10 protein-coding genes and 2 tRNA genes are annotated in these 13,173 nt (G+C 52.5%); 8 read left to right on the top strand and 4 right to left on the bottom strand.

The window, feature by feature from the left end; translation table 11 throughout:
- Positions 1-116 precede the first annotated feature (116 nt).
- Entirely contained in the window at positions 117-971 is an 855-nt protein-coding gene (locus tag STH12_RS07445) for a MurR/RpiR family transcriptional regulator (protein WP_126166967.1), read from the bottom strand.
- A 312-nt stretch (positions 972-1,283) separates the two neighbouring features.
- On the opposite strand from STH12_RS07445, the gene zwf reads away from it, so the two are divergent.
- Genes zwf through STH12_RS07425 form a run of 4 tightly spaced genes read left to right on the top strand, consistent with a single transcriptional unit; the run spans position 1,284 to position 5,967 of the window.
- On the top strand, positions 1,284-2,756 hold the full coding sequence (gene zwf, locus STH12_RS07440) for a glucose-6-phosphate dehydrogenase (RefSeq protein ID WP_126166966.1): 1,473 nt from the start codon (positions 1,284-1,286) through the stop codon (positions 2,754-2,756).
- Positions 2,757-2,766: 10 nt separating this feature from the next.
- On the top strand, positions 2,767-3,465 hold the full coding sequence (pgl, locus tag STH12_RS07435; RefSeq protein WP_126166965.1) for a 6-phosphogluconolactonase: 699 nt from the start codon (positions 2,767-2,769) through the stop codon (positions 3,463-3,465).
- An 11-nt stretch (positions 3,466-3,476) separates the two neighbouring features.
- Entirely contained in the window at positions 3,477-5,303 is a 1,827-nt protein-coding gene (gene edd, locus STH12_RS07430; RefSeq protein WP_126166964.1) for a phosphogluconate dehydratase, read from the top strand.
- A gap of 19 nt (positions 5,304-5,322) precedes the next feature.
- Positions 5,323-5,967 (top strand): bifunctional 4-hydroxy-2-oxoglutarate aldolase/2-dehydro-3-deoxy-phosphogluconate aldolase, encoded by a 645-nt coding sequence (locus STH12_RS07425; RefSeq protein ID WP_126166963.1) that lies wholly within the window; start codon positions 5,323-5,325, stop codon positions 5,965-5,967.
- Positions 5,968-6,526: 559 nt separating this feature from the next.
- Here the strand turns inward: STH12_RS07425 and gap are convergent.
- Positions 6,527-7,540, bottom strand: a complete 1,014-nt coding sequence (gene gap, locus STH12_RS07420; protein WP_126166962.1) for a type I glyceraldehyde-3-phosphate dehydrogenase — start codon at positions 7,538-7,540, stop codon at positions 6,527-6,529.
- A 141-nt stretch (positions 7,541-7,681) separates the two neighbouring features.
- Positions 7,682-8,560 carry a DUF2989 domain-containing protein gene (locus STH12_RS07415; protein WP_126166961.1) on the bottom strand — a complete coding sequence of 293 codons (879 nt, stop codon included), beginning with the start codon at positions 8,558-8,560 and terminating at the stop codon, positions 7,682-7,684.
- Between the two features lie 221 nt (positions 8,561-8,781).
- On the opposite strand from STH12_RS07415, the gene STH12_RS07410 reads away from it, so the two are divergent.
- The 4 genes from STH12_RS07410 to STH12_RS07395 all read left to right on the top strand — a co-directional run bounded on the left by STH12_RS07410 (position 8,782) and on the right by STH12_RS07395 (position 12,013).
- Complete coding sequence (locus STH12_RS07410; protein ID WP_126166960.1) at positions 8,782-10,221, top strand: glyceraldehyde-3-phosphate dehydrogenase; 1,440 nt, start codon at positions 8,782-8,784, stop codon at positions 10,219-10,221.
- A 236-nt stretch (positions 10,222-10,457) separates the two neighbouring features.
- Positions 10,458-10,533 (top strand) — tRNA-Gly (locus STH12_RS07405).
- 21 nt (positions 10,534-10,554) lie between these two features.
- A tRNA-Cys gene (locus STH12_RS07400) sits at positions 10,555-10,628 on the top strand.
- 188 nt (positions 10,629-10,816) lie between these two features.
- On the top strand, positions 10,817-12,013 hold the full coding sequence (locus STH12_RS07395) for an amino acid aminotransferase (protein WP_126166959.1): 1,197 nt from the start codon (positions 10,817-10,819) through the stop codon (positions 12,011-12,013).
- A gap of 96 nt (positions 12,014-12,109) precedes the next feature.
- On the opposite strand, the gene yvcK is transcribed toward STH12_RS07395, so the two are convergent.
- Complete coding sequence (yvcK, locus tag STH12_RS07390) at positions 12,110-13,018, bottom strand: uridine diphosphate-N-acetylglucosamine-binding protein YvcK (RefSeq protein WP_126166958.1); 909 nt, start codon at positions 13,016-13,018, stop codon at positions 12,110-12,112.
- Positions 13,019-13,173 lie beyond the last annotated feature (155 nt).

The following is a 13,173-nucleotide window of genomic DNA, read 5'->3' as shown; positions in this document are numbered from 1 at the left end:
AGTTACAAACAAAATGATCTATCTCAAGCTTTTATTTTTGTGAGAAACCGCCAACTTTTGGCGGTGGAATGGCGATCAGAGTAGATTCTGACCGCCGGGGAAGTCATGGAATCCAGTTACAGGTCCGGATCTTTATTGATCCTGGACTCCTTCAGGGCTTCCTTCACGCGCTTCAGGCTGTCTCTGAATCTTGGACCGCGGCGCAGGGTAAATCCAGTGGCAAGCACGTCAATAATCACCAGCTGGGCCAGTCTTGACGCCATGGGCAAGTACATATCTGTATCTTCCGGCACTTCCATGGTGACTGCCAGTGTACATTCGACTGATAAAGGCGAGTTACGGGCGGTAATGGCAATCACGGCAGCGCCGTTCTCGCGTGCAAGTCTTGCTATATCAATCAATGACTTGGTACGACCAGTGTGGGAAATCAGCACCACAACATCGCCTTCGTTGCTGTTAATACAGCTCATACGCTGCATCAACACATCATCGAAACAAATCACAGGTACGTTAAAACGGAAAAATTTGTTCTGGGCATCGTGGGCCACGGCGGCGGACGCGCCCAGGCCAAAGAAAGAAATGGTCTTGGCCTGGGTCAGTATATCCACTGCTTTATTGATGGCCTGCATATCGAGGCTTTGGCGGGCAGTGTCCAAAGAAGCCATTGAAGATTCGAAGATTTTCGTGGTGTAGGACTCAGGGGAGTCATCTTCTTCAACGTGGCGGCTGACGTAGGGCGTGCCATTGGCAAGACTTTGGGCCAGATGTAATTTAAAATCAGGAAAGCCTTTAGTATCGAGACGACGACAAAAACGGTTGACGGTAGGCTCGCTCACATCGGCCATCTTGGCCAGGGTTGCGATACTGGAGTGGATCGCAGTCTGTGGAGAGGCCAGGATAACTTCTGCCACTTTGCGTTCTGACTTGCTGAATTGGTTTAGACTTTTCTGGACCTTTTCTAGGGTATTCATACGCGTACGTCCGCTATTGATGAAGGTGTTATTTTTTTATTTTCTGATCACAGCGTTTCAATTTGCTGTCTGGATCACAAAGTGGTTTGCCGCTTACAGTTTTAGCGGTGATTTCACACCAACTTACTACTGCCAACAGTAATTTAAGCACAAAAATAATAACAGATTTCGTCTTTGGCTGCCTAGCATGGCGGTATCGACGATTTTTCAAATTATGGATGCATTTAACAAAATCTGTTGTTATATTACAACAAAAGGGCTTTCAACCGTCCATCATACGGTGAAGCCGATGACAAAGGAGAGCTTGCAGCAATGGGCAACACTACAACCGGGGCGAAGGCCTGTGATTTTGTCCTCTTCGGTACCAAGGGCGATCTCGCGAGACGTAAACTGCTCCCTTCTTTATATCAGCTGGACAAAGCCAAGCTGCTTCATAACGACACCAAAATCATCGGTGTCGCCAAAGACCACTTTTCCACTGAAGAATTCAAAGAGCTGGTTAAGACCGCACTGACCACCTTCGTTAAAGAAGCACTGTGCGAAACCACCCTGGCCCGATTCATTGAGCGCTGCCATTATGTCGGCACCAATTTCACTGAGTCAGAAGGGTACGGCGCCTTCCACGAGCTGCTTGAGCCGGAAAAGCGGGTGATGGTGAACTACTTCGCGACCCCACCGGCCATTTTTGGCGACATCTGCCGCTGCCTGCACGAACAGAATCTGATTTTCCCCGATACCCGCGTTGTTCTCGAAAAGCCCATCGGCTCCGACCTCGAATCTTCCAAAGTCATCAACAATCAGGTTTCTGAGTTCTTCAACGAAAACCAGGTGTACCGTATCGACCATTACCTGGGTAAAGAAACCGTTCAAAACCTGATTGCGCTGCGTTTTGCCAACTCGCTGTTTGCCTCTAAGTGGGATAACCGCACTATTGACCATGTGCAGATCACCGTGGCCGAGGAAGTGGGTATCGAAGGCCGCTGGGGTTACTTCGATAAAGCCGGTCAGATGCGCGACATGATCCAAAACCACCTGTTACAGGTGCTGACCCTGGTTGCCATGGACCCGCCGGTAAACCTGGATGCCGACTCTATCCGTGATGAAAAGGTGAAAGTGCTCAAATCACTGCGCCCTATCAATATGGATAACGTCAACGAGAACACGGTTCGCGGCCAATATTCTGCTGGCTTCCTTAAAGGCAGCCCTGTGCCTGGTTACCTCGAAGAAGAAGGCGCCAATGTGGACTCGAACACCGAGACCTTTGTGGCGCTGCGGGTTGATATCGACAACTGGCGCTGGGCCGGTGTGCCATTTTACCTGCGAAGTGGCAAGCGCATGCCGTTCAAGAGCTCAGAAATTGTGGTGTATTTTAAAAACCCACCGCACAACCTGTATCGCTCCAACTACCGTAATCTGCCGCCCAACAAGCTGACCATTCGTCTGCAACCACACGAAGGCGTGGAAATCCAGATGATGAACAAGGTGCCGGGGCTTGAGCAGAAGACCCGTCTGCAAACCACCAAACTGGACTTGAGCTTCTCCGATACCTTCAAGAACGAGCGTATCGCCGATGCCTATGAGCGTCTGCTTTTGGAGGCCATGCTCGGTAATCAGGCGCTGTTTGTGCGCCGCGATGAAGTAGAGCAGGCCTGGACCTGGGTTGATGGCATCATCCAGGCATGGGAAAACAGTAACGAAAGACCCAAGGCCTATCCGGCCGGTACCTGGGGCCCGGTAGCCTCGGTAGCGCTCATCACCAAAGATGGCCGCTCCTGGGATGAGTAAGGAGGCGAGGGTGCTTAAAGAAACTGTATTTAAATCATTCGACAACACCGAATCTTTGGAAACTCAGCTGGCCGAGCGTATTGCACGTCAGCTGCAGGAAGCGGTGGATGCCCGTGGTAAGGCGAGCCTGGTGGTCAGTGGTGGCTCTACGCCCATTAAGCTGTTCCAGACCCTGTCGAAGAAGGCCATCGATTGGAACGAAGTGTTTGTGACCCTGGCGGATGAGCGCTGGGTGGACAACGACCACAAGGATTCCAACGAGCGACTGGTGCGTGAGAATCTGCTCCAACACCGGGCAGCCTCCGCCAAATTCCGCGGCCTTAAGAATATGTTCACCAGCGCCGAAGAAGGCGCTGCCATGACCTCAGAGCAGCTTGCCAATGTGCCACGTCCATTTGATGTGGTTGTACTTGGCATGGGTAACGATGGTCACACCTGTTCCTGGTTCCCTTGCTCAAAAGAGCTTGATAGAGCGCTCGACAGCAGCAACCTGTGTGAGGCGGTGACGCCAACCACGGCGCCGCACGAGCGTATCACAATGACCAAACAGGCCATTCTGAACAGTCGCCAGATCTATTTGCATCTGGTGGGCGAACAAAAGCTCAGCGTCTATCGTCAGGCGCTGGAAAGCGATGATGTCAAAGCGATGCCAATCCGTGTGGTTCTCGGGCAGCACAAAACGCCCCTGGACGTGTATTGGAGCGCCTAAGGAGGCAATGTATGCACCCCGTAGTTAAGTCGGTGACCGACAGGATCATCGAACGCAGTAAAGAAAGCCGCAGTGCTTATCTGGCCGCCATTGGCGAAGCCCGCAGTCAGACAGTGCACAGATCCAGCCTCAGCTGTGGCAACCTTGCCCACGGTTTTGCCGCGTGCGGTGCCGATGATAAACAGTCGCTGCGCCAACTTAACAAGGCCAATATCGGCATTGTGACCGCGTTCAACGACATGCTGTCGGCGCATCAGCCTTACGAGCATTATCCAAGTCTGCTTAAAGCAGCCTGTAATGAAGTGGGCAGTGTGGCGCAGGTAGCTGGCGGCGTGCCAGCCATGTGCGACGGGGTGACCCAGGGCCAACCCGGCATGGAGCTGTCTCTGCTGTCCCGTGAGGTGATAGCCATGGCCACCGCCGTTGGTTTGTCACACAACATGTTTGATGGTGCCTTGCTGCTGGGTGTGTGCGACAAGATTGTCCCCGGTCTGCTGATTGGTGCCCTGAGCTTTGGTCATCTGCCGATGCTGTTCGTACCGGCTGGCCCAATGCGCTCAGGCATCCCCAACAAAGAAAAAGCGCGTATTCGCCAGAAGTTTGCCGAAGGCAAGGTCGACCGCGCCGCGCTGCTGGAAGCTGAAGCCAGTTCTTATCACAGCGCCGGTACCTGTACTTTCTACGGCACAGCTAACTCCAACCAGTTGGTGCTGGAAGTGATGGGTCTGCAGCTGCCAGGTTCATCCTTCGTTAACCCTGACGATCCGCTGCGTGAAGCCTTGAGCAAGATGGCTGCCAAACAGGTATGCCGCCTGACCGAGCAAGGGCTGCAGTATTCACCCATAGGTGAAATCGTCAGCGAAAAATCCATTGTGAACGGCATTGTTGCGCTGCTGGCCACCGGCGGTTCCACCAATCTGACCATGCACATTGTGGCCGCTGCCCGCGCTGCCGGCATCATCATCAACTGGGATGATTTCTCCGAGCTGTCCGATGCGGTGCCGCTGCTTGCCCGTGTGTACCCAAATGGTCATGCCGACATCAACCACTTCCACGCCGCAGGCGGCATGGCGTTCCTGATGAAGGAACTGCTGGATGCAGGTCTGGTGCACGAAGATGTGAACACAGTTGCCGGCTTTGGTCTGCGCCGCTACACCCAGGAGCCCAAGCTGCTGGATGGCGAGCTGACCTGGGTTGACGGTCCTGCCGAAACCCTGGACGGCGAAGTACTGCGCCCTGTGGGCGAGCCGTTCCAAAGCAACGGTGGCCTTAAGCTGATGAAAGGTAACCTTGGCCGCGCGGTTATCAAGGTGTCGGCGGTGCAGGAAAAACACCGCATCGTTGAAGCACCAGCGGTGGTGATTGACGATCAGAACAAGCTCGATGCGCTGTTTAAAGCGGGCGAGCTCGATAGAGACTGTGTAGTAGTGGTAAAAGGCCAGGGCCCGAAAGCCAACGGCATGCCTGAGCTGCACAAACTCACGCCAATCCTTGGCACCCTGCAGGACAGAGGCTTTAAAGTCGCACTGATGACCGACGGTCGTATGTCCGGTGCTTCAGGTAAAGTGCCTGCCGCTATTCACCTGACGCCGGAAGCGCTGGACGGTGGCTTGATTGCCAAGGTGCAAAATGGCGACCTTATCCGAATCGATGCCATCAAAGGTGAGTTGTCGCTGCTGGTGTCTGAAACCGAACTCAACGCCCGAGTGGCTGAAACCGTGGATCTTAAAAAGTCCCGCTTCGGTATGGGCCGCGAACTGTTTGGCGCCCTGAGACAGAACCTCAGCAGCCCAGAAACCGGTGCACGTTGTACTGACGCCATTGATGAATACTATTAATCCATGAAGGAAACGACAGATGTCTGAGAATAACTGGTCTTTGCAACCACAGGATATTTTTAAGCGCAGCCCGATTGTTCCCGTCATGGTGATCAACAAGCTCGAACATGCTGTGCCCTTGGCAAAGGCATTGGTAGCCGGTGGTATCAGTGTGCTGGAAGTGACGCTGCGCACCGAATGTGCTCTCGAAGCCATTGAAAAAATTGCCAAAGAAGTTCCTGAAGCCTTGGTCGGCGCCGGTACCATTTTGAATGAAGAACAGCTCGAGCAGGCGGTGAATGCCGGTGCTCAGTTCATCATCACGCCGGGTGCCTATCCAGAGCTGCTGAAAACCGCAATTCAGGGGAAAGTACCTCTTATCCCTGGTGTGGCGAGTATCTCTGAAGTAATGGCGGGTATGGCCATTGGCTATCGTCACTTTAAGTTTTTCCCAGCCGAAGCCTCTGGCGGTGTGAATGCACTGAAAGCCTTCCAGGGCCCGCTGGCGGATATCCGCTTCTGCCCAACCGGCGGCATCACGCCTTCAAGCTACAAGGACTACCTGGCACTGAAGAACGTAGATTGCATCGGTGGCAGTTGGATTGCTCCAACGGACGCCATGGACGCCGGTGATTGGGACAGGATCACCAGCCTGTGTAAAGAAGCGCTGGCTGGTCTAAACTAAGCTGACGCCTTCAATTAACAGTTGATTCGTGAAAGCCCCGCACCTGCGGGGCTTTTTTATTGGCATCTTACGATAACGTCGCAAGCAATCGCTGCTTGCTTAAGGAATAAAGCAGGCATAACGCGGTAGCGTGCGTTGGATATGGCTCTGGCTTCGGTGCTAAGACGAGTATTGCTGTGTGGCCGGAGCACAATAAAAGCAGCGGGGTCAACAGGCGCTGAACTATCTTTGCTTATTTAGCTATCTTGTTCGCTATCTTGGCTTGGCCATCCCGGTTAAAAGCTGAATAAGGAGGCGGAATAGGGCAGCTGATACCCGCTTGGGATCCTGTATTTAGCAGCATATATAGCAGCTGCCTTCCCTGACGATGGCGCTCAAACAAGCGAGGCTACAGAGGGACCTGAGGTTTGTAGCTTCCGACTCGGTTAGGCAGAAGTGAGTCGTGAGCAGTCAGGAATAGTTGGCAACTTGCAGCGAACGCCTGAAAACCACATCAGCAGTGAGCGGAACGCAGGCAACAAAAAAGGCCCCGAGGGGCCTTTTCCTGTGTGAGAACGTCTTACTTGGCGTTCATCAGGGCAACGGCGTTGTCCAGCATACGGTTGCTGAAACCCCACTCGTTGTCGTACCAAGCCATAACCTTCACCAGACGACCACTTACGCGGGTTTGAGTAGCGTCGAAGTTGGAAGAGAAGGCATTGTGGTTGAAGTCGATAGACACCAGCGGCTCTTTATTTACTGCCAGTACCTGACTCAGAACTACATCGGCAGCCAGAGCTTTTTCGATGATTTCATTCACTTCGGCCACAGTGGTGTCGCGAGAGGCGATGAAAGACAAGTCAACCAGAGACACGTTCACAGTAGGTACGCGAACCGCCAGACCATCAAACTTGCCTTGCAGCTCAGGAACCACCAAACCTACCGCAGCAGCGGCGCCGGTCTTGGTTGGGATCATGGACATGGCAGCAGCACGGGCACGGCGCAGATCGCTGTGATACACGTCAGACAGACGCTGGTCGTTGGTGTAGGCGTGGATGGTGGTCATCAGGCCAGACTCGATACCAATGGCATCGTTCAGCGGCTTGGCGAATGGCGCCAGACAGTTAGTGGTACAGGACGCGTTGGAGATAACGGTCATGTCGCTGGTCAGCACATTCTGGTTTACGCCGTAAACCACGGTCGCATCCACGTTCTTGCCTGGGGCAGAGATGATCACTTTCTTGGCGCCGGCATTCAGGTGAGGCTGTACGGCTTCTTTAGAGGTAAAGATACCGGTACATTCAAACACCACGTCAACCTTGAGATCGGCCCAAGGCAGCTTGGCTGGGTCACGCTCAGAGAAGGTGAGGATCTTGTCGCCGTTGACGTAAATCGCTTCTGCGTCGTTTTCAACTTTGGCGTTGAAACGGCCGTGTACAGAATCGTATTTGGTCAGGTGGGCGTTGATGGAGGCGTCGCCGAGATCGTTGATAGCAACGATTTCGATAGGATATTCTTTTTCGCTTTCGTACAGAGCACGCAGTACGTTGCGACCGATACGGCCATAGCCGTTAATTGCTACGCGGATAGTCATTTCATATCCCTCAGTGATTATAAACAATATCTGGTAGTAAAATTACCAAATTGTTTGAATTCGTCAAGTTAATTCCCAGTTTTAACCCGATTATCGCCCCAAAAAACGTTATTATTTTACACCGCTCTCGCTTTTTATAATTTATTGGCCATCTGGCGCTGGAATTTCATGCTCTGGCGCAGATTTTGCCGCGGCCGGTGCAGCTTTGGCTCTGAGCGTTTTTTCAATGCTACTGCCCGCAAAGTTGCCGGACTTGATGGCATCGGCAAGTGCCTGAGCCTGTTCATCCAGCATGGCAATAAGCTGTTTATCGCCTTTCACCAGCGCATGCATTTGTGCTTCGTTCACCGCCTGACCGGTTAAAAACACATTGGCGCGTGAATAGAGATAACTCGACTCCAAATCGTGCAGGTTACGCGAGGCGGTTGCCAGCCCCAACAGCCAATCGGGATCTGAGTGAGCCGCATCGGTGTGCGCCAAAACATCAAGATACAAGGTTCTCGCCCTGGCGGCGTCAGTCTTCAGGTAGTAAATCGCGAGTTTTGACAGCAATTCCGGGTCGTCGACCTGGCCATCGGCCTCGGCCTTCAACAGCACATCAAGCGCCTTGGCGTCATTGAAGCGTGACCAGTGATAGTAGGCGAGGTGAGGGTCGGTGGCGCCCTTGGTGGACTCCTGTAATTCTTCTAGGTTTTGAACGCTTATGCCAAAGGCGCGCATCCTGTCGTTGGTGCGCGACACATTCACTTTATGCTGCACACCAGCGGCAAGCTCAATGCATTTGGAATAGACCTCCAGGAAGCGCAATTGGTCGTAAATTTGTTTGCCGCTGGGCTCAGGGGTGCTTTTTAAAATGAAGCGCTGACGAATAAGGTCGCCTTTTTCATAGCGACACCAACTGTCGCGGTGCAGATCTTCGCAAAGTTCGGGATTATTTTTACAAATAGCGTCTGTGTTACGGTCATTATCGCAGCCAAAAAGCACAAATCCGCAGGAAAAGGCAATAAATGATGTAAACATTACAAAAAAAGAACGGGTGGAGTGGCTTTTCACGGCATTTTCTCTAATAAAATTACACGCTTAGCGAAAATATCTTACTGGTAAGGCGGAGCAAGTTTCATTACAATAGCGCCGACCAAAATCGGAGCCCGACCCTATACTAAACTGATTATGGTCGTTTCTGTTTGTTACTCAAACCTTTCTGTAAATAAATATAGAAAAGTGAGATAAAGGATCTGTACATGAGTGCTGATAAACACCTGCAAAGCTGGCAAGAACGATTTGAAATGGCCGAGGCTATGCAACCTCTGCTGGGTAAACTGTATCGCAACCAAGGTGTAGAAGTTGTTGTCTATGGCAAGCCTCTGCTGAACGCCTCTACCATCGAAATCATTAAGGCTCACCGTCTGGTGCGTCGCCACGTAGGTGACAAACTGCGTCTGCGCGAAAGCTTCCCTTTTATTGAGGCCCTGAGCAAGCTGGCAGTTAAGCAGTGTAAAGTGGATATCGGCAAGCTCGCCGTAAATTACTGGCGCAACCACAGCGACGCCAGTGAAATCGAGGCCTACATGGCCCACGAACTGGCCAGCGCCATCGACCATGCCGATGAAGTAGAGCCAAGAGACGTAGTACTGTACGGTTTTGGCCGTATTGGTCGTCTGCTGGCCCGCTTGCTGATTGAACGCACCGGCCGCAGTAACAAGCTGCGTCTGCGCGCCATCGTTATCCGTGGCGGCCGTGCCGGCGATCTGGAGAAACGTGCCAGCCTGCTGCGCCGCGACTCTGTTCACGGTCCATTCAATGGCTCTGTGGAAATCGATGAAGAAAACAACGCCCTCATCGCCAACGGTACCTACATCCAGATCATCTATGCCAACGGCCCGGAAGAAGTGGATTACACCAAGTATGGCATCAACAATGCGCTGGTCGTTGATAACACCGGTGTGTGGAAAGATGAAGCGGGTCTGGGTCTGCACCTCAAGAGTCCAGGCGCTGCCAAGGTGCTGCTGACGGCACCTGCCAAAGGTAACATCAAGAACATCGTATTCGGCGTAAACGATAACGACATTCTCGATGAAGACACAATCGTTTCTGCCGCATCCTGCACCACCAACGCCATTACGCCGGTGCTGAAGGCCATCAACGACAAGTACGGTATCGAAAACGGTCACGTGGAAACCATCCACTCATACACCAATGACCAGAACCTCATCGATAACTACCACAAGGCCGATCGCCGTGGTCGCAGCGCACCGCTGAACATGGTTATCACCGAGACAGGCGCAGCCAAGGCCGTTGCCAAAGCGCTGCCAGTATTGGCAGGTCGTTTGACCGGTAACGCTATCCGCGTACCTACACCAAACGTGTCCATGGCTATTTTGAGCCTGAACCTGAATGCTGAGACCAGCAAAGACGATATCAACAATTATCTGTTGGATGTCGCGCTGCACTCACCGCTGCAAAACCAAATCGATTTCACCAACTCCACTGAAATCGTATCCAGCGACCTGGTTGGTTCACGTTACGCCGGTGTAGTTGACTCCGAAGCCACTATCGCCGATGGTAAACGCGCCATCCTGTATGTGTGGTACGACAACGAGTTTGGTTACAGCTGTCAGGTAGTGGGCGTGATGCAGAAAATGCTCGGCCTGAACCACCTGTCACTGCCTGTGTCTGAGTAATCAGCATCAGGTTGACAGCTAAAAAGCCCGGCAATGCCGGGCTTTTGTTATTGTTCGCACAATTAACCGCCAGACAGCACATTTCGGGGCAAAAAGCCGTTGACTGGTCGATCGAAAAAGGTAGAATGCAACTCGCTGACAGGGAACTCTGTTGGCAGTAAGGAAATGCGATATTAGCTCAGTCAGGCAAAGGCAGCGATACCAAGCCTAGTTTGACGAGGTTATACGCGACAAATGCGACATTAGCTCAGTTGGTAGAGCGATACCTTGCCAAGGTATAGGTCATCGGTTCGAACCCGATATGTCGCTCCAATCTTTCCTTATTCACTTTGTGGCGCGATGGCAGAATGGCTATGCTGCGGATTGCAAATCCGTCGATCTCGGTTCGACTCCGGGTCGCGCCTCCACTTCAAGTTCCAACACTCTCCCATTTCAAATCCGTTTTATACTTATCAAAGTTTTATTCAAAATTTTGACGAATATTCATCTATTAGAGATTTTCACAAAGAATCTTTAGGCATGGCTTAACGGCTGCGGCGCGCAATGCTATAACTATGCGGTTTTCGTTACCCTCACTGAATAAAGGATAGATCCCATGATATTTTCCCAGGTTGTACCCGCACCCGCCGATCCGATTTTAGGTCTGACCGACGCCTTTAAGGCCGATCCACGGACCGATAAAGTCAACCTCGGGGTAGGGATCTATAAAGATGAGGCAGGGCAGACGCCGGTACTGAAATCCGTTAAGCAGGCCGAAGCCATTCTGCTGGACGAGGAAACCACCAAGAACTATCTGGGCATCGAAGGCGTAACCCTGTACAACAAGGTGGTGCAGGGGTTGCTGTTTGGTGAAGCCCACCCAGTGCTTGATGCTGGCCGCGCCGTAACAGCTCAGGCGCCGGGCGGCACAGGGGCGCTGCGTATTGCCGCTGAGTTTGTGGTTCGTAACACCCAAAGCCGGGTGATTTGGGTGAGTAACCCCACCTGGGCCAATCACCAGAACATTTTTGAAACCGCCGGTTTGACTGTAAAAGAATACGGCTACTACGATGCGGCCAGACATGGTATCGACTTCGACGCCATGCTGAGCTCGCTGGACGCTGCTGTGGAAGGCGACCTGGTGCTGCTGCACGGCTGCTGCCACAACCCAACCGGTATCGATTTGACCCTCGAGCAGTGGCAGAAGGTCGGTGAGCTGTGTGCTGCCAAAGGTCTTATTCCACTGTTTGACTTTGCCTATCAGGGCTTTGGCCGTGGTATTGAAGAAGATGCCGAAGGTCTGCGTCTGGTGGCGTCCATGGTGCCTGAGCTGCTGATTGCCAATTCGTTTTCAAAAAACTTTGGTCTGTATAACGAGCGTATCGGTGCTGTGACCCTGGTAGGCGCCACTAATGATGAAGCCAAAGTTGCTTTCAGCCAAATCAAACGCACCATTCGTGCAAACTACTCAAACCCACCGGCTCACGGCGCCATGATTGTGAGCACCATCCTCAGCCGTCCCGAGCTTAAGGCGCAGTGGGAGCAGGAGCTCGCCGAAATGCGTGAGCGTATCGCCAAGATGCGTACCTTGTTTGTGGAAAGCCTGGCCGCCGCCGGCGTGACCCAGGACTTTTCCTTTATCAGCCACCAAATGGGAATGTTCAGCTTCTCTGGCCTGAATAAAGCTCAGGTTGAAGCGCTCAAAAACGAACATGGGGTGTACATTGTTGGCTCGGGCCGCATCAGCGTGGCCGGTATGACCCAAAGCAACATGCCCGCCATTTGTAAGGCAATAGCAGCTGTGCTCGCGTAAATCGCCAAGCATAGGTTCCAAAATAGAAAAGGCTGCGATGGCAGCCTTTTTTGTTTGTTACTGTTGATTTGCCGTTGTTAATTCGTCTTTGCTGATTCAGGCAATCAACCTGCTGCGACCCATAGGCGACATAATGGCTTTTGCCAGCGCCTGGGTATCATGCAAACCGCGGTGATGTTTGCTCTTAAGTGGTAAATAATGGCAAATGCCATCAACACGTTCTTCATCGGCGTGGCACAACACCCGCTCAATCATCGGTTTGCCAATCAGTTGATGGCACCAGTCGATGCGCTCTTTGAGCGAAAGATGGTTGGCGGCGGCCGACACTTCAGCGGTCAGGTTATCAATCAGGATAACCTTGGCTTTTGAGCGGCGAATGGCAGCGGCGATTTTGGGCAGCAATAAAGCGGGCAGGGTGGATGTTAAAAAGCTGCCCGGGCCCAGTACGATGAGTTCGGCTTCTTCAATTGCCTGGCAGGCTTCCTGAGTCGGCTCGACCATGGGCTCAAGCGACAGCGCGATGGGGTGGCTTTCAAGCCTGTCCACGTCCAACTCACCAAACACCCGATTACCACAGGCTTCCAACGCCACCAGATGGGTAGGCTGTTCGGACATGGGGATTAGCTTGCACTCGATTTTCAGCATGCCGCGAATAAGATTGACCGCATCGAGTGGTCGTACACACAACTGATCCAGTGCATAGAGAATAAGATTGCCAAGGTTGTGACCACCAAGCTCGGTCTCGCCCTCGAAGCGGTACTCAAACAGCAGTGAACCTACCGATGGCCGGTCGGCCAATTGGGATAAACAGTTACGAAGGTCGCCCCAGGCGATACAGTCATGCTGCGCTCGCAGGCGACCTGTGGAACCACCGTTATCTGTGGTGGCCACTATGCCTGTGAGTCTGGGACCGAGAAATGACAGGCTGGAAAGTACCCGTCCAAGACCGTGACCGCCGCCAATGGCGACCACTTTTCGATAATCGTTAAGCTGCAAAATATCCATCTGCGACTTCCCTGACATATAACTGAAAGCGCCGACACCCCTTGTCGGGCAATCTAAACCCCAATAGTTTAGATAAAACGGCTGGATTATACAGCCATTAATTTTGCTATGGGAGCCTTATCACATATAATGCCGGATGCGAACATACTTTCGCC

Source organism: Shewanella khirikhana (genome assembly GCF_003957745.1).
In the GTDB taxonomy this organism is placed as follows: Bacteria; Pseudomonadota; Gammaproteobacteria; order Enterobacterales; family Shewanellaceae; genus Shewanella; species Shewanella khirikhana.
This window is presented reverse-complemented; position numbering and strand designations above follow the sequence as displayed.